The following is a 17,245-nucleotide window of genomic DNA, read 5'->3' on the forward strand; positions in this document are numbered from 1 at the left end:
CATTACACAAGTACGTCAAGCCACGGTCAGGAGCACTCGATGACGCAGGTCCGCAGCAGCCGGCAGGTCCCGCGGTGGCACGACCTCGAGCCGTTCCTCCACCCGCGGCCGGTCGAGCGGACCGCCGTGGGCCGTCGGCTGGCGCGGTGCCTGTCGGTCGACGACGTCGAGCGGTTGGCCCGCCGCCGGGTGCCGGGAGCGGTGTGGGACTACGTCGAGGGCGGCTCCGACGGCGAGCACGCCATGCGCCGCAACCGTGACGCGTTCGACCGTGTCGAGCTGCGCCCGACCTCCTTCGAGCAGGTCGCCGAGCCCGACACCGCGACCACGCTCCTCGGCCGTCCCACGGCCGCGCCGATCGTCCTCGCCCCCACCGGCTACACCCGGCTCAGCCACCACACCGGCGAGCGCGCGGTGGCCGCGGCGGCCGCGCAGGCCGGGCTCCCCTACACGCTCTCGACCTACGCCACCACGTCGATCACCGACGTCGCGGACGCGGCGCCGGGCGGGCGGAACTGGTTCCAGGCCTACCTGATGAAGGACCGCGCCGTGAACCGCGCGCACCTCGACGAGGCGCGCGCCCAGGGCTACGAGGCGCTGATGCTGACGATCGACACGACCGTGACCGGCATGAAGCGCAAGGACAAGCACAACGGCTTCGCGATCCCGCCCCAGCTCACCGCGCGCACGGTGGGCGGGATGGCGCGCCACCCGCGCTGGGTCGCCGACATCCTCACCACCGAGCCGCTGCGGTTCGCCACCTTCCCGGAGGGCTCGACGTACGCCCGGTGGGGCATGTCCAACGAGCTGCGCGAGCAGCAGATCCGGCCCGCCGACATCGCCTGGCTGCGCGAGCAGTGGGACGGCCCCGTCGTGGTCAAGGGCGTGCAGTCGGCGCGCGACGCGGTGACCGCCGTCGACGCGGGCGCGCACGCGATCGTGCTGTCCAACCACGGCGGTCGCCAGCTCGACCGCGCGCCCGTGCCGCTCGAGCTGCTGCCCGACGTGGTGGACGCGGTGGACGGGCGGGCGGAGGTGCTGCTCGACTCGGGCGTACGCACCGGGGGCGACGTCGTCGCGGCCGTCGCGCTCGGCGCCACGGCGGTGCTGGTGGGGCGCGCCTACCTCTACGGCCTGATGGTCGGCGGCCAGCGCGGCGTGAGCCACGTGCTCGACCTGCTCACCGGGGAGATGCGCCGCGCGATGAGCATGATGGGAGCGCCGAGCGTCGCCGCCCTCACCCCGGACCACGCGCGGCTGAGGGACCGATGAGGCGGGCCGGCTCAGCCGACCGGGGTCACCAGCTCGCCGCGCTCCAGGAACGCCGCGACGTTGTCGAGCACCAGCCGGGCCATCGCCTCGCGGGTCTCGACCGTGGCGCTGCCGACGTGCGGCAGCAGCACGACGTCGTCGCGCGCGAGCAGCGCCTCGGGCACGTGCGGCTCGTCGGCGAAGACGTCGAGCCCCGCGCCGGCGATCCGGCCGTCCTCCAGCGCCGCGACCAGCGCCTCCTCGTCGACGACGGAGCCGCGGGCGACGTTGACGAGGTGGCCCTCGGGCCCGAGCGCGTCGAGCACGTCGGCGTCCACCAGCTTGTCCGTGCCCGCACCGCCCGGGGTGAGCACGACCAGCACGTCGCTCGCACGGGCGAGCGCGACCGGGCTGTCGTGGTAGGTCCACGCGACGTCCTTGGGACTGCGCGAGTGGTAGTGCACGACCGCGCCGAAGGCCTCCAGCCGCTCGGCGGCGGCCGTGCCGATGCGCCCCAGGCCGAGCACCCCGACGACGGCCCCGCGCACGTCGCGGGTCAACGGCATCCGCTCACCCCGGGCCCACGCCCCGCTGCGCACGAACCGGTCGGCCGCCGTGATCCCGCGCAGCACGTCGACGACGAGGAAGGCCGCGAGGTCGGCCACCGCGTCGGTGAGGACGTCGGGGGTGTTGGACACGACGATGCCGCGGCGGCGCGCCTCCTCCACGTCCACGTTGTCGTAGCCGACGCCGAAGTTGACGATCGCGCCGAGGTCGGGGAGCGCGTCCATCTCGGCCGCGCCGGCGCGCGCCCCGCCGCCGACCACCGCGACGCGCACGCCCGAGGGGTCGGACAGGTCGGCGAGCGACGGGGCGGCGTAGCGCTCGGCGAGCCACTCGCGCACGAAGGGCATCAGCCCTCCGAGCTGGACGACGCGGACCGGGTGCTGGGTGTCGGAGGTCACCACGCCATCCTTGCGGGGCCACGGTCGCCGCGTCCAAGACGGGCTGGCTATCGCACGATGCACCGGACGGGGGAGCGATGGACCTGCTGACCGGCTTCGCGACCATCCTGGTCGTGATCGCCGCCGGCGCCGGGCTCGCGCACGCCGGTGTCCTCGACCGGCGCTCGCAGCGCACGCTCGGCGAGATCGCGTTCTTCGTCGCCTCCCCTGCGCTGCTGCTCGTCACCATCAGCCGGGTGCACCTGGAGTCGGCGGCGATCAACCTCGTCGCCTCGTCGGTGTCGCTGGGCGTCGTGTTCGCGACGTACGCCGTGGTGGCGCGGCTGCGCTGGCGGCTCTCCACGGGCCCGCTGCTGATCGGCGCGCTGTCGTCGTCCTACGTCAACGCGGGCAACCTCGGCATCGCCATCGCGGCCTACGTCGTCGGCGACATCACCGTGGTGGTGCCCGCGCTGCTGGTGCAGATGCTGCTGGTGCAGCCGCCCTCCCTGGTCGTCCTCGACCGGATCACCGGACGCGGCAACGGCGTCCGCGCGGTGGCCCGGCGGCTGGTGACCAACCCGCTCACCGTCGCCGCCGTGGTCGGGGTGGTCCTGGCGGCCACCGGGTGGACGTTGCCGCAGGTGGTCCTCGACCCGCTCGAGCTGCTCGGCGGCGCGGCGATCCCGCTGCTGCTGATGTCGTACGGCGCCGCGCTGAGGCTGAGCCCACCGCTCGGCCGGGCGGGCCACAACGGCGAGGTGCTGCTGGCGAGCGTGCTCAAGCTCCTCGTCATGCCGGCCGTCGCCTGGGCCGTGGCCGCCGGCCTCGGGCTGGACGGCCGCGCCCTGCTGGGCGTGGTGATCACCGCGGCGCTGCCGACCGCCCAGAACATCTTCCTGCACGCCACCCGCTACCGCGTCGGCGAGGATGTCTCCCGCGAGACCATCCTGGTCACCACCGTGGCCTCGCTGCCCGTGGTGCTGCTCATCGCCCTCGTGCTCGGCTGACCCACCCCCTGAGGAGACCCCGTGACCGACCTGCCCGCCCGCCTGCCCGACCGCCTGCTCGACCGCCTGCTCGATCGCCTGCGCGACGCCGTCGGCGAGGCGCACGTGCTGAGCGCCGAGGCCGACGTCGCGCCCTACGTCGTCGACTGGACCGGCGTGCACCGCGGCAGCGCGCTCGCCGTGGTCCGCCCCGGCTCCACCGACGAGGTGGCTGCGGTGCTGCGCGCCTGCCACGAGGCGCGTACGCCGGTCGTCCCGCAGGGCGGCAACACCGGGCTGGTCGGCGGCGGGGTGCCGGACGGGTCGGGCCGCCAGGTCGTGCTGTCGCTCGGCCGGATGCGCGACGTGCGCGACGTCGACCCGGTGGCCGGGACGATCACCGTCGACGCCGGCGTCGTGCTCGCCGACGTGCGGGCCGCGGCCGCGGAGGCCGGACGGCTGTTCCCGATGTCGCTGGGCTCGGAGGGCAGCTGCACGATCGGCGGCAACCTCGCCACCAACGCCGGCGGCACGGCCGTGCTGCGCTACGGCATGACCCGCGAGCTGGTGCTCGGCCTCGAGGTCGTGCTGCCCGACGGCCGGGTGTGGGACGGGCTGCGCGGGCTGCGCAAGGACAACACCGGCTACGACCTGACGCAGCTGTTCGTGGGCTCGGAGGGCACGCTGGGCGTCATCACCGGCGCGGTGCTGCGGCTGTTCCCCGCCACGCCGCGCCGCGCCACCGCCTGGGTCGCGGTGCCGTCGGTCGCCGCCGCGGTGTCACTGCTCGCCTTCGCCCAGCAGCACGCCGGGGTGCACCTGTCGACGTTCGAGATCGCCAACCGCCAGGCCATCGACCTCGTCCTCGCCCACCTGCCCGGTGCGAGCGACCCCCTCGCCGCCCCGAGCGACTGGTACGTCCTGGTGGAGCTCGCGGGGTCCGCCGTGGACGACGGTCTCGACGAGGCCCTCGAGTCGCTGCTCGGCGCGGCGGTCGAGGCCGGCGTGGCGTCCGACGCGGCGATCGCCGGCAGCCCGGCCCAGCGCTCGGCGCTCTGGGCACTGCGCGAAGGGATCTCGGAGGTGCAGAAGGTCGAGGGCGCCACGTTGAAGCACGACGTCACGCTGCCCATCGCCCGGCTCGCCGAGTGGACCGAGGCCACGGCGCCGCTGCTGCAGGAGGTCTGCCCCGGGGTGCGGCCGGTGACCTACGGCCACGTCGGCGACGGCAACCTGCACTACAACCTCAACGCCCCCCTGACCGACGGTCGCAGCGACGACGCGCTGCGCGCCGCGGCCGCCGACCTGACCGCGACGATCTACGACACGGTCGCTCGCGAGGACGGCTCGATCAGCGCCGAGCACGGCCTCGGTCGCACCAAGGCGGTCGCGGCGGCGTCCTACAAGTCGGACGTGGAGGTCGACCTGATGCGCGCGGTCAAGCAGGCCCTCGACCCGGCCGGCCTGATGAACCCCGGCGTGCTGCTCCCGCCCGACTCGTAGGCCCCCGATCCACACCCCGACCTAGGGTGGCGCCATGAAGGCACAGACCCTCGGTCGCGTCCTGCTCGGCTCGGCGATGGTGGGCGCGGGGGTGATGCACCTGACCACGCAGCGCGAGGAGTTCCAGGCGCAGGTCCCCGACTGGTTCCCGGTCGACGAGGACCTCACCGTGCTCGGCTCCGGTGTCGTGGAGATCGCGCTGGGCGGCGCGTTCGTCGCGCTGCCCAGGCACCGACGCACCGTCGGCGCGCTGCTGGCCGCCTTCTTCGTCGCGATCGTCCCCGGCAACATCGCGCAGTACGTCGAGGGCACCGACGCGTTCGGGCTCGACACCGACCGCGCACGGCTGGCGCGGCTGTTCTTCCAGCCGGTGCTCGTGCTGTGGGCGCTCTGGGCCGGCGGGATGCTCGGCCGGCGCCGCCCGGTCGTCGCCGAGCGGGAGCAGCGCGAGGAGGTCGAGACGGGCGAATAGCCCGCCCGGCGCGGGTTTGCGGCGCGCCACGCGGGGCACGAAGGGTCCGACAGAGAGGGGGACTCCGTGCCCATCACCGTGCCCATCCGCAGGAGCACCAGCAGGACACTCGTCGGCGTCGCCGGCCTGTGCGCCCTTGCCCTGACCGCCACCATGGTGCCCGCCACCACCGCCAGCGCGTCCCGCGGCGACGACCAGCGAGCCGTCGAGCTGCTCGGCCCCGCCGGCAGCGGCCGACAGGCCGATGCAGAGTCTCGGGCGGCAGCCGACGAGCGCTCGCGTCCCGTCGACGTCGACGCGGCCGCGCTCGACGACGTACGAGCCGGTGACCGCATCAGCCTGACGGTGTTCGACGACACCACGATCACCGCGGCCGTCGGCGACCGCACCTCCGCCGACGGCGTCACGTCGTGGACCGGGTCCCTCGTGGGCACCACCGGCACGTTCACCGCCGTGGAGGTCGACGGCGTCGTCCGGATGCAGGTGGCGTCAGCCGCCGACGGCACCTTCGAGGTGAGCAGCGTCCCCGGCGGCGGCTACGAGGTCACCGAGGTGCCGTCCCCGTCCGACGCCCACGACGACGCCGTGCGTCCCGCCGAGCAGGCAGCGATCCACGCCGACCACGCGCACGCCAAGGTCCCGGCCGGGCGCGGCGGCGATGTGCCGGTCGCCGCCGACGAGCCGTCGACCGTCGACGTCGCCATCGTCTACTCCGCCTCGCTGCCCGCGTCGGCGGGTGGGGAGGCCGCGATGCAAGCGCAGTTCGCCCTCGGCATCACCCAGACCAACCAGGCGTTCGCCGCCTCGGGCATCGGCACGCAGCTCCGGCTGGTCGGCACCCGGCAGGTCGCCGCGGCGCCCTACTCCTCGCTCGACGCCAACTACCGCGCGCTCGGCACGCCGGGCGACGGCGTGTTCGACGAGGCCCAGGCGCTGCGCGAGGAGACGCACGCCGACCTGGTCAGCCTGTGGCTCGGTGGTCCCTACCCCTCCGGCAGCGCCTGCGGCCTCGGGGCCCTCGGCGGCGGCAACCCCGCCTACGATCCCGAGCGCGCGGCCTGGACGGTCGTGTGGGCCGACAAGTGCGCCACCGCCAACCTCACCTTCGCCCACGAGATCGGCCACAACCTCAGCGCCGACCACGACGCGAGCGCGTCCTTCCCGCCGAGCGGCGTCAAGCCGTACGCCCGCGGCTACGTCGACGTGCCGGGCAACTTCCTCACGGTGATGGCCTACCCGACCGCCTGCCCGACCTGTCCCCGCATCAGCCACTTCTCCAACCCCAACGTGGCCTACGGCGGCCGCACCACCGGCGCCGCCGCAGCCAACAACGCCCAGGCCATCAACGAGCAGATCGCGGCCGTGGCCAACTACCGCCAGTCGCAGATCTACCCGGGCGTGACCACCGTCGGCGGCAGTCCGCGCTTCAAGGGCATGGCCACGGCCACCACGACGCCGTGGTCGCCGACGGTCACCTTGGGCTACCAGTGGCTGCTCGACGGCGTCGCCGTCCCGGGTGCCACCACGAGCACCTTCTCGCTGTCGCGACGCGACATCGGCAAGAGCCTCAGTGTGCAGGTCGTGGGCTCCGCGCCCTTCTACCCGTCGGTGGCGACGGTCTCGGCCCCGGTCGTGGTCGGCAAGGCATCGTTCCGCACGAAGCGACCCAAGCTCCGTGGCGTGCCGCGCGCCGGCCGGGTCCTCTCGGTCAAGGTGAAGGGCTGGAAGCCCAAGCCGGCGAAGAAGAACGTCAAGGTCCGCTACCAGTGGCTGCGCAACGGCAAGGCGATCAAGGGCGCCAAGAAGGCCGCCTACCGCGTCCGCGCCAAGGACCGCGGCAAGAAGATCTCCGTGCAGGTCACCGCGAAGGCCAAGGGCTACGAGAAGGCACGGCGGTCCTCCAAGAAGGTCAAGATCCGTCGATGAACGCCCCTCGCCGGGCGGGTCACAGGGTCGGCAGCCAGTCGACCCGCCCGGCGAGCACGGCGTACCCCACGAACGCCCCCACGTCGAGCAGCGTATGGGCGACCACGAACGGCATCACCCGGCCCCAGCGACGGAAGAGCCAGCCGAACAGCAGGCCCATCGCGAGGTTGCCGACGAAGCCGCCGAGGCCCTGGTAGAGGTGGTAGCTGCCGCGCAGCAGGGCCGCGAGGCCGATGGCAGCGGTGTCGCCGAAGCCGATCTGGCGCAGCCGCACCTGCACGAAGCCGAGCACCACGAGCTCCTCGAGCACGGCGTTCTCCGCCGCGGCCAGCACCAGCACCGGCACCCGCCACCACTCCCCCGGCAACGACTGCGCGACGACGGTGAGGTTGGTGCCGAGCGCGTAGGTCGCGAGGTAGAACACCACGCCCACCGAGCCGACGCCGGCCGCCAGCCAGGCGCCGCGGCCCCAGTCGCGCCACGTGCTCCAGCCGCCGTCGCGTGCCCACACCTCGCGCAGCCGGGTGCCGGAGCGGACCAGCAGGTAGGCCGCCAGCGCGACGGGCACCAGCGCGAAGCCGATCCGCAGCAGCTGGTAGGTCAGGTCGAGCCACGGCCGGTCGGGGGCCAGCGAGTTGTTGAGGTTGGCCGCCTGCGACGACAGCGGACCCGGGGCGGTGAGCGCCGAGACGATGCTGACGACCGAATAGACCGCGCTGCGCCCGAGCGAGAGGAGCAGGACGATGGCGAGCTCGGTCCACAGCAGCGCCTTCGCCAGGTCGGGCACCCCGCCCGGGACGGGGGTGTCCCGCAGCCGCCACCACGGGGGTACGTCATCGGTGGTCGTCACGGGACCAGCATCCCCCAGCAGGCCGCGACCCCGCCGAGACCCCGCCGAGACCTGGCCGAGGCCCCGGCGGGAGCCGCCGGTTTGTCCGGGCCCGGCGAGGGCACACTGCTCCCATGCCCACCGGCCCCCGCACGCGCACGCCGCTCGCAGCAGTGCTCGCCACAGCACTGCTGCTGGGCGCGGGCTGCTCCGACACCCCCGGCGAGGGCGAGCGCGGGACCGAGGGCACGGGCGGCGGAGGTGCCGGGGGGAAGGGGACCAGCGGGCCGCCCGACGACACGGCGTGGACGACGAGCTCCGACCCCGTCGAGGCCGGCGGCCTGGTGTGGGCCTCCGGCGGCGTCGTCCACCTCTCCGACGGCACCACCGTCGACGTCGGCGGCCCGATGGCGACCTACGTCGTGGCCGGTGACGGCGTCTACTTCACCCCTGCCGCGAGCGACGCGGCCGCCACCGAGCACGGCTCCATGAGGACCGGGCCCCTGCGCTTCGCCGACCGCGACGGGGTGAGCGACACCGGGCTGACGGTCTACGTCGAGTCCATCGGCAGCTCACCCGACGGGCGCTACGTGGGCTTCGTCGACGCCACCTCGGGACCCGCCGACCGCTTCAGCGGGCACCCCCGGGGCACGGCGGTGGTCGTGGACCTCACCTCCGGGGAGCGGGTCGTCGAGACCGCCGACGCGATGGGCGACCCGGAGCAGGACGACCTGGCGCGCGACTACGCGGAGGTCGACCTCGGGGTGCGCTTCGCCGACGCCGGGAGTGCGGTCGTCGAGGGGCTGGGCGACGTCCTCGTCTCCCTCCCCGACGGGGAGGTGACGCCGACCGACCAGGCTCCACGCAGCCCCGCCGACCCGGTCAGCCCGGACGGGGCGTGGTCGATCGACGACCGTGGCCTGGACGACCGGATCGTCTCGCGGGAGGGTCGCCCGGTGCCGGTCCGGACCGGCACGCCACGGCGAGACCTGCGGTGGTGGCTCGACGACTCGACCGTGGTCGGGATCGCGATCTCCGGCCCGGCGACGGGGCAGCAGATCGGTCCCGGCACCACCTCGACGCTGGTCACCTGCCGGGTTCCCGACGGCAGGTGCACCCCCGTCGACGGCACCACGGACGAGCGCATCCTCTTCCCCGTCGGCGCCGGCGACGAGGCACTCGACCTCGACCCGACAGGAGGTGGGTCGTGATCGACCCGGAGATCGACCACCGGCGCATCGTGTCGGGTGACCGGAGCGCCCTCACCGGCGCCTCGGACACCCTCGCCGACGTGGGGCACGACCTCGACGACGCCCGGGGCCGCATCCACGACGCGGCCGCCACGACCGACTGGAGCGGGCCGGGCGCCGTCGGCTTCCAGGCCCGCATCGTGCAGCTCGCCAACGGGGTGTCGGTCAACCGCTCCGCGCTCGCCCGGGCGCGCGGCGCCCTCGACGTCGCCGCGACGGCGTACGGCACCGCGGTGCAGCACGCCGACCACTACATCTCCTTCTGGCGCAACCGCCCCGGCGACCTCGTTCCCGTCGTCGAGCAGCTCCTCGCGATGGTGGTGCGCACCCGGCTCGTCGAGGTGGGCGCCACCTACGGCCAGCAGCTGACCGCGGTGGCGGCGGTGATCAAGGGGGAGGACGTCGACCTCGACAGCCTCGACGAGGAGACCCGCGAGTGGGTCGAGCAGGGGCTGGAGAAGAACAAGGAGTGGGCCGGGGAGAGCGGCAGCACCTTCGGTCCGCTCATCCCCAACACCCTCGCGACCGGCGACGATCGCGGGCTCATCCCGCAGGGGCTGGCCTACGACCCGCGCACCGGCACCTACGTGATGAGCTACTACACCCCCGACGGGAGGTCCACCCTGGCCCTGGTCGACTCCGTCACCGGTCAGGAGATCGGCGACGTCGACCTCGCTGGCGTCCACGACCCCTACGCCGACCCGCCCGCTCCCGGACCGTCGCACGCCGGCGGGGTCAGCGTGCACGGCGACCAGGTCATCGTCGTCGACAAGGGCACGATCTACACCTACTCGATGTCGGACATCCGGGGCCAGAGCAACGGCGGCAGCGTCAACGCCACCAGCGTCCAGGAAGGCGTCTCCGGAGGGTCCTACTCCGCCGTCCACGACGGCAGGCTCTACCTCGGCGACTACGGGGCCGACAAGCTCCACGTCTACGAGATGGGCCCGTCCGGGTGGCAGCCGGTGCTGGACGCCAGCGGCAAGCCGGAGGTCCACGACACCCCCGACAAGTCCCAGGGGCTGGTCGTGCGCGACGGGGAGTTCGTCTTCAGCACCTCTCCCAACCGCTTCGACGACGGCTCCCTCGTCGTCCAGGACCGCGACTCGGGCGAGCGCAGCGACCCCTACCCGCTGCCCACCATGGCGGAGGGGGTCGTGGAGGTCGACGGCAACCTCGTCACGACCTTCGAGTCGACAGCCGCGAAGTACTCCGACGACGGCAGCGACTGGGGCTGGGTCCCCGGCGTGCCGGACGACGACGACCTCTGGGCCAACCCCTACCTCGCGGTCACCCCGCTTGCCGCGCTCGGCCTGTCCGCGGACTTCGAGGTGCAGCCGGGCACGCTGCGCGAGGCCTCCCACGCCCTCGACAAGCCGAGCGGCCAGCTGTCCGCAGCGTCGTCGACGGTGCGCGGGGTGCGGGTCGAGGCGGCCGACCTCGGCGAGGTGCCCGGCGCGGCCGTCTTCGCCGCGGCCGTCACGACCCTGCTCGGCGCGGCGTCCGACAGCCTGCGCTCCGGGTCGAAGGCGGTCGCGCTCGCCTCCGACAACCTGATGGACTCCGCGCGCGACTACCAGCGCACCGACGGGGTCGTCGGCGGTGCCTTCCGCGGCCTCACGCCCTGAGACCCCCGGGGGGTCAGCTGAGCACGAGCCCGTCCTCACCCACGTCGACGGTGACCGAGCCGCCGTCGGTGACCTGGCCCGCGATCAGCATCCGGGCCAGCGGGTCGCCGATCGCCGACTGGATCAGCCGGCGCAGCGGTCGGGCGCCGTAGGCGGGGTCGTAGCCGGTCTCGGCGAGCCAGGCGCGCGCGGCGTCGGTGACCGAGATGCTGATCCGCCGCACCGCCAACCGCTTCTCCAGCAGCGCGAGCTGCAGGTCGACGATGTGCGCCAGGTCGTCCTTGGTGAGCGCGTCGAACATGACGACCTCGTCGAGGCGGTTGAGGAACTCGGGCTTGAAGTGCGCGCGCACGACGCCCATCACCGACTCCTTCTTCACCTCCGGCTCCATCAGCGGGTCCACGAGGAAGTGGGAGCCGAGGTTGGAGGTGAGGATCAGCAGGGTGTTGCGGAAGTCGACCGTGCGACCCTGGCCGTCGGTGAGCCGACCGTCGTCGAGCACCTGCAGGAGGATGTCGAACACCTCGGGGTGCGCCTTCTCGACCTCGTCGAGCAGCACCACGCTGTAGGGCCGGCGCCGCACCGCCTCGGTCAGCTGGCCGCCCTCGTCGTAGCCGACGTAGCCGGGAGGGGCGCCGACGAGCCGCGAGACCGAGTGCTTCTCGCTGTACTCGCTCATGTCGATGCGCACGATCGCCCGCTCGTCGTCGAACAGGAAGTCGGCCAGCGCCTTGGCCAGCTCGGTCTTGCCGGTGCCGGTCGGGCCGAGGAAGAGGAACGACCCGGTCGGCCGGTTGGGGTCGGCGATGCCGGCGCGCGAGCGGCGTACGGCGTCGCTGACCGCGGTGACCGCCTCGCGCTGGCCGATCAGGCGCTGGCCGATGACCGACTCCATCTCGAGGAGCTTGGCGGTCTCGCCCTGCAGCATCTTGCCGGTGGGGATGCCGGTCCAGGCCTCGACGACGTCGGCGATCTGCTCGGCACCGACCTCCTCGCCGACCAGCGGCTCGATGTCGGCGCCCTCGGCCCTCTCGACCTCGGCGATCTGCTTCTCGAGCTCGGGGATCTGGCCGTACTGGATCTCCGAGGCGCCGGCGAGGTCGCCCTCGCGCAGCTTCTTGTCCGCCTCGATCTTGAGCGCGTCGAGCTGACGGCGCAGCTCACCCTCGCCCTGGAGCTGGTCGCGCTCGCGCTCCCAGCGGGCCTCGAGGCCGCGCAGCTCCTCCTCGCGGTCGGCGAGGTCCTTGCGCAGCACCTCGAGCCGCTCCGCGGAGGCCGGGTCGGTCTCCTTCTGCAGCGCGAACTGCTCCATCTTGAGCCGGTCGACCTGGCGGCGGAGCACGTCGATCTCCTCGGGGCTCGACTCGTGCTCCATGCGCAGCCGGGAGGCGGCCTCGTCGATGAGGTCGATCGCCTTGTCGGGCAGCTGGCGCCCGGGGATGTAGCGGTCGCTCAGGGTGGCCGCGGCGACCAGCGCGGCGTCGGTGATCCGGACGCCGTGGTGCGCCTCGTACTTCTCCTGGATGCCGCGCAGGATCTGGATGGTGTCCTCGACGCTCGGCTCGCCGACGAAGACCTGCTGGAAGCGCCGTTCCAGTGCGGGGTCCTTCTCGATCCGCTCGCGGTACTCGTCGAGCGTGGTCGCGCCGATCATGTGGAGCTCGCCGCGCGCCAGCATCGGCTTGAGCATGTTGCCGGCGTCCATCGCGGAGTCGCCGCCGGCGCCCGCGCCGACCACGGTGTGCAGCTCGTCGATGAAGGTGATGACCTGCCCGCCGGCGTCCTTGATCTCCTCGAGCACGGCCTTGAGCCGCTCCTCGAACTCGCCGCGGTACTTCGCGCCTGCGACCATCGCCGCGAGATCGAGGGCCAGCACCCGGCGACCCTTGAGGGAGTCGGGCACGTCACCGGCGACCACGCGCTGGGCGAGGCCCTCCACGACGGCGGTCTTGCCGACGCCGGGCTCACCGATCAGCACCGGGTTGTTCTTGGTGCGCCGCGAGAGCACCTGGACCACCCGGCGGATCTCGGCGTCACGGCCGATGACGGGGTCGAGGCGACCCTCCTCGGCGGCCTGGGTGAGGTCGACGGAGTACTTCTCGAGCGACTCGTACGACGCCTCGGCGCTCTCGCTGGTCACCCGCCGGTTGCCGCGCACGGCGGTGATCGCCTCGCGCAGCCCGGACTCCGTCAGGCCGGCGTCGGTGAGCACCTTCTGCGCGCTCGACTCGACGGTCGCGGTGGCGACCAGCAGGTGGTCGGTGGCGACGTACTCGTCCTTCATCGAGCCGGCCAGGTCGAGGGCCGTGGCGAGCACCCGGGTCAGGGCGGCCGACGCGCTGGGCTGCTGCACGGTCGAGCCGGTGGCGCGGGGCAGCTGCTGCTGCGCGCGCTCGGCCTGGGCGAGCAGCGTGGCCGGGTCGACGCCCGCCTTCTGCACGAGGCTGCGGGTGGCGCCGTCCTCCTGCCGCAGCAGGGCGACGAGCAGGTGGATGGGCTCGGTGGTGGTGTTGCCGCCGGTGGTCGCGGCGAGCTGGGCGGCCTCGATGACCTCGCGGCTGCGGGTGGTGAACTTGTCGGCACCGAACTGGCTCAACTCTTCCTCCGTCTGCGTCGTCGTGTGGTGACCACTGTGGTCCCGTCAGTCCCAACGCGCCAGAAGTTGAGTCGATTCCCCTCAACTTCAGTTTTTTGCCGCCCGCTGCCGCTCGGGCAGCGGTCCGGGCCGGGTTCGGGTCGCCGGGGCTCAGGCGAACGGGTCGGGCAGCGCGCCCGGCAGGCCGGCCAGCAGCTCGCGCGCCCGCGCGGCGTGCTTGTGCTCGACCAGCACCTCGTACTTCGTCGCCACCACCTGCGTCACCGAGGAGAAGTCGCGCCGCCCGCGCGTGAACGCGTAGCCGATGAGGGCCCAGATCAGGCCGAAGGTGGCACCGATGAACGCCGTGCTGAGCAGCACCTGCCACAGGTTGGCGGTCGTGAACAGGGCGAAGACCAGCCCGATGAAGACGCCGAACCACAGCCCGGACAGCATCCCGCCGACGGCGATCTTCGACCAGGTCAGCCTCCCGGTGACGCGCTCGATCCGCTTGAGGTCGGTGCCCACGATCATCAGCTGGTCGACCGGGAAGTCGGCGTCGGCGAGGAAGTCCACGCTCCTCTGCGCCTTGGCGTAGTCGTCGTAGACCGCCAGCGACTGCGGGAACTGCAGCTTGAGCGGGGACGCGGGGGTCGGGGCCTGGGTCGACATGCATCCACGATACGACCGCCTGCGGGCAGGCTGGCCAGAATCTTTACCGAGCGCCTGTTTCATTCTGCGAACAACCGGGCAAGGGTGGTGCTATGGGCAAGCTGATCTTCGACAACCGAGCGGTCGGCGCGCTGTTCGTCTTCCTCCTCGTGGTCAACGCGTTCGCCATCCAGCACGGGTGGTACGGCGCCTGAGGACCCTCCCGGTCCCTCACCACGCGCGTGCGACGATCCCCGGGTGGCGACACCCGGGTTGAGCTCCGACTGCTCGCGCTGCTTCGCACTGTGCTGCGTCCTGCTGCCCTACTCCGCCGACGCCGGCTTCGGCGCCGACAAGGCGGGCGGGCGCCCGTGTCTCAACCTGCTCGAGGACGACGGCTGCCGCATCCACGCGACACTGCGCGAGGACGGCTGGCCGGGCTGCACGGTCTTCGAGTGCTTCGGCGCGGGCCAGCAGGTCTCGCAGGTGAGCTACGCAGGCGTGTCGTGGCGCGAGCCCGGCAATCCGCCGCACCGGCTGGCCGAGATGGGCGCGGTGCTGACGGTGATGCGCCAGCTGCACGAGATGCTCGCCCACCTCGTCGAGGTCGCCCGGCGCTCGCCCGACCCGGCCGCCGACGCGGTCCGCACCGAGATCGAGGACCTGACCGGCGCCGACCCGGAGACGATCCTGCTCGCCGACCTCGACTCCCTCCACGACCGGGTCGGGCGGCTGCTGGCCGAGGCCAGTGCGCGCGTACGGCGACCGTGGCCCGCCGGGCGGGACCACACGCGCGCCGACCTGGCCGGGCAGCGGGTCACCGGCGACCACCGCGGCTCGACCTTCCGGGGCGCCCTGCTGATCGGGGCGGACCTCCACGGCGCCGACCTGCGCGACGCCGACCTCCTCGGCGCCGACCTGCGCGACGCCGACGTGCGGGGCTGCGACCTCTCGAGCGCCCTGTTCCTCACCCAGCCCCAGGTCAACGCGGCGCTCGGCGACGTCGCGACCACCCTTCCCGGCGGGCTGTCCCGTCCGGGCCACTGGCGGGCGTGAGGCGCCTCAGGCGGTCAGCAGGCCGACGCCCAGGCTCGTCAGGCTGACCGCGAGGAGCGCCGCACCGGCGAGCACCAGCACGACCAGGCCGTTGGGTCGCGTGCGGCCGGGGCCCATCGAGGAGAAGAAGAAGCCGGCGGGCATCAGCAGCGCGGACACGGCCACGCCGGAGCGCGAGAGCCAGTCGAGCGCCCCGGCCTGGGCCGTCGAGTCCGCGAGCACCTGGCACACCAGGGCGAGGACGAGCAGCACCCCGGCGTGCGCGTGGCCGGCGCGGGCGAACCTCTCCTGGAACGGCGTCACCTCGACCGCGCCGCGCGCGAGCCTCAGCAGGTAGAGCCCGCCGGTCTCGACCGTCACCAGCGAGAGCAGCAGGATCCCGGCGAGGATCCGGGACTCGTCGGACAGGACGTAGGACGCAGGCTCCATGGTGACCCCTTTGGATAGTCGACTCTCCAATAATTGGACAGTATGGTCTCCAAAGCAACCCCTGAGGAGGACGTTCCATGTGGATGGCCGAGCTGGCCGAGCGCAGCGGCGTGCCCGTGCCGACCGTGAAGTTCTACCTGCGCGAGCGGCTGCTCCCGCGGGGCGAGGCGCGCGGGGCGACCCGCGCGGCGTACGACATGGCGCACGTCAGGAGGCTGCGGCTGATCCGGGCGCTGGTCGATGTCGCCGGCTTCGGGCTCGACCGGGTGCGGCAGGTGCTGGCCGTGCTCGACGACTCCCGCACCACGCTGCACGAGGCCCTCGCCGCCGCCCACCAGCTGCTGTCCCCCGAGCCCGACATCCCGCCGTCGGAGGAGAGCCGCGCGGCGGTGGCGGCGCTCCTGGCCGCGCGAGACTCGCGCGCCGACGTCGACGGACGTCACGCGACGGCGCTCGCCGCGGCGCTCGACGCGATGGCGCGCGCCGGCCAGCCGCTGTCCGCCGACGGGCTCGCCCGCTACGCCGCGGCGATGGCCGACGTCGCCCGCGCCGAGGTCGGCGGCGTGCTGGAGGACGACCGCGACGAGGCGGTGACCTACGCGCTGCTCGGCAGCATCCTGGCCGAGCCCGTCCTGCTCGGCCTGCGCCGGCTCGCCCACGAGGACGAGTCGCTGCGCCGCTTCACCGACCTCGCCCCACCCTCCTGAGCGGGGCGACGGAATACCTCCCGGTCCGGACGGGCTGTGCCTGGCATGACCGTTCCCCGTATCCAGCTCCACGACGGCACGTCCATCCCGCAGCTCGGCTTCGGCGTGTTCCAGATCGACCCCGCCGAGACGGCGGAGGCGGTGTCGCGCGCCCTCGAGGTGGGCTACCGCCACATCGACACCGCCGAGATGTACGGCAACGAGAAGGAGGTGGGTGAGGCGCTGCGCTCGTCCGGCGTGCCGCGCGAGGAGGTCTTCGTGACCTCCAAGCTCAACAACGGCTTCCACGAGCCCGCGGAGGCCGAGCGCGCGTTCGACAAGACGCTCGCCGACCTCGGCCTCGACCGCATCGACCTGTTCCTCATCCACTGGCCGCTGCCCACGCGCTACGACGGGGACTTCGTCTCGACCTGGCGCACGATGGCGTCCTTCGTCGAGGACGGGCGGGCCGCGTCCGTGGGCGTGTCCAACTTCCAGCCCGCCCACCTGCAGCGCATCGTCGACGAGACCGGCGTGGTGCCCGTCGTCAACCAGGTCGAGGTGCATCCCTACTTCACCAACGACGCGGTCCGCGCCGCCAACGCCTCCCACGGCGTCGCCACCGAGGCGTGGTCGCCGATCGCGCAGGGCGCGGTGCTCGACGACGCGGTGATCACCGAGATCGCGGAGGCGAAGGGCCGGTCGGCCGCCCAGGTCACCCTGCGCTGGCACGTCGAGCGCGGCGACATCGTCTTCCCCAAGTCGGTCAACCCCGAGCGGATGAGGGAGAACTTCGAGATCTTCGACTTCTCGCTCACCGACGACGAGGTGGCCCGGATCTCCGGGCTCGACCGCGGGGAGCCCGGGCGCACCGGCCCCAACCCCGACACGTTCGACTACATCCCCGGCTGAGCGAGCCGCTCCCGGACACCATGAAGGCAGTTCGCCCACCGGGTCGCCGCGCTGAGCGCGGCCTCCCAGATGGCGGTCGCGAACTGCCTTCGTGGTGGCGGCAGGACCGGTGCGCGTACTCATGCGCGCCACCCTGCGGCTGCT

15 protein-coding genes are annotated in these 17,245 nt (G+C 73.2%); 10 read left to right on the forward strand and 5 right to left on the reverse strand.

The window, feature by feature from the left end; translation table 11 throughout:
* Window positions 1-39 precede the first annotated feature (39 nt).
* A complete protein-coding gene (locus AC54T2_RS02530; RefSeq protein WP_496665434.1) occupies window positions 40-1,272 on the forward strand; it encodes an alpha-hydroxy acid oxidase in 1,233 nt (410 codons plus the stop codon).
* Window positions 1,273-1,283: 11 nt separating this feature from the next.
* Here the strand turns inward: AC54T2_RS02530 and AC54T2_RS02535 are convergent, their stop codons facing one another.
* A complete protein-coding gene (locus AC54T2_RS02535; RefSeq protein ID WP_496665435.1) occupies window positions 1,284-2,216 on the reverse strand; it encodes a 2-hydroxyacid dehydrogenase in 933 nt (310 codons plus the stop codon).
* 77 nt (window positions 2,217-2,293) lie between these two features.
* On the opposite strand from AC54T2_RS02535, the gene AC54T2_RS02540 reads away from it, so the two are divergent.
* The 4 genes from AC54T2_RS02540 (at window position 2,294) to AC54T2_RS02555 (ending at window position 7,085) form a co-directional block, all read left to right on the forward strand.
* The gene (locus tag AC54T2_RS02540; RefSeq protein ID WP_489975320.1) at window positions 2,294-3,205 is read left to right on the forward strand and encodes an AEC family transporter; all 912 of its coding nucleotides are present in this window, start codon (window positions 2,294-2,296) and stop codon (window positions 3,203-3,205) included.
* 21 nt (window positions 3,206-3,226) lie between these two features.
* On the forward strand, window positions 3,227-4,687 hold the full coding sequence (locus AC54T2_RS02545; RefSeq protein WP_496665436.1) for an FAD-binding oxidoreductase: 1,461 nt from the start codon (window positions 3,227-3,229) through the stop codon (window positions 4,685-4,687).
* Window positions 4,688-4,721: 34 nt separating this feature from the next.
* Window positions 4,722-5,159, forward strand: coding sequence for a DoxX family protein (locus tag AC54T2_RS02550; RefSeq protein ID WP_496665437.1), 438 nt, complete (start codon window positions 4,722-4,724; stop codon window positions 5,157-5,159).
* A gap of 66 nt (window positions 5,160-5,225) precedes the next feature.
* On the forward strand, window positions 5,226-7,085 hold the full coding sequence (locus AC54T2_RS02555) for a reprolysin-like metallopeptidase (protein WP_496665438.1): 1,860 nt from the start codon (window positions 5,226-5,228) through the stop codon (window positions 7,083-7,085).
* A 19-nt stretch (window positions 7,086-7,104) separates the two neighbouring features.
* Here the strand turns inward: AC54T2_RS02555 and AC54T2_RS02560 are convergent, their stop codons facing one another.
* Window positions 7,105-7,935: a CPBP family intramembrane glutamic endopeptidase gene (locus AC54T2_RS02560; protein WP_496665439.1), complete on the reverse strand. Its 831-nt coding sequence runs from the start codon at window positions 7,933-7,935 to the stop codon at window positions 7,105-7,107.
* A gap of 113 nt (window positions 7,936-8,048) precedes the next feature.
* On the opposite strand from AC54T2_RS02560, the gene AC54T2_RS02565 reads away from it, so the two are divergent.
* Complete coding sequence (locus AC54T2_RS02565) at window positions 8,049-9,125, forward strand: hypothetical protein (RefSeq protein WP_496665440.1); 1,077 nt, start codon at window positions 8,049-8,051, stop codon at window positions 9,123-9,125.
* Complete coding sequence (locus AC54T2_RS02570) at window positions 9,122-10,792, forward strand: WXG100 family type VII secretion target (RefSeq protein ID WP_496665441.1); 1,671 nt, start codon at window positions 9,122-9,124, stop codon at window positions 10,790-10,792. The genes AC54T2_RS02565 and AC54T2_RS02570 overlap by 4 nt, the downstream gene beginning before the upstream one ends.
* A gap of 13 nt (window positions 10,793-10,805) precedes the next feature.
* Here AC54T2_RS02570 and clpB read toward each other — a convergent pair whose 3' ends face one another.
* Window positions 10,806-13,388, reverse strand: coding sequence for an ATP-dependent chaperone ClpB (clpB, locus tag AC54T2_RS02575; RefSeq protein WP_186339372.1), 2,583 nt, complete (start codon window positions 13,386-13,388; stop codon window positions 10,806-10,808).
* A 150-nt stretch (window positions 13,389-13,538) separates the two neighbouring features.
* Window positions 13,539-14,039, reverse strand: a complete 501-nt coding sequence (locus AC54T2_RS02580) for a YflT domain-containing protein (RefSeq protein WP_186339373.1) — start codon at window positions 14,037-14,039, stop codon at window positions 13,539-13,541.
* A gap of 237 nt (window positions 14,040-14,276) precedes the next feature.
* Between AC54T2_RS02580 and AC54T2_RS02585 the strand changes: the two genes are divergently transcribed.
* On the forward strand, window positions 14,277-15,074 hold the full coding sequence (locus tag AC54T2_RS02585) for a pentapeptide repeat-containing protein (RefSeq protein WP_496665442.1): 798 nt from the start codon (window positions 14,277-14,279) through the stop codon (window positions 15,072-15,074).
* 6 nt (window positions 15,075-15,080) lie between these two features.
* On the opposite strand, the gene AC54T2_RS02590 is transcribed toward AC54T2_RS02585, so the two are convergent.
* The gene (locus AC54T2_RS02590; RefSeq protein WP_186339375.1) at window positions 15,081-15,503 is read right to left on the reverse strand and encodes a hypothetical protein; all 423 of its coding nucleotides are present in this window, start codon (window positions 15,501-15,503) and stop codon (window positions 15,081-15,083) included.
* Window positions 15,504-15,580: 77 nt separating this feature from the next.
* Between AC54T2_RS02590 and AC54T2_RS02595 the strand changes: the two genes are divergently transcribed.
* Window positions 15,581-16,210, forward strand: coding sequence for a MerR family transcriptional regulator (locus tag AC54T2_RS02595; protein WP_489975328.1), 630 nt, complete (start codon window positions 15,581-15,583; stop codon window positions 16,208-16,210).
* Between the two features lie 45 nt (window positions 16,211-16,255).
* Window positions 16,256-17,101 carry an aldo/keto reductase gene (locus AC54T2_RS02600; RefSeq protein ID WP_186339377.1) on the forward strand — a complete coding sequence of 282 codons (846 nt, stop codon included), beginning with the start codon at window positions 16,256-16,258 and terminating at the stop codon, window positions 17,099-17,101.
* Window positions 17,102-17,245: the final 144 nt, after the last annotated feature.

Source organism: Nocardioides sp. Z35_8 (genome assembly GCF_059621125.1).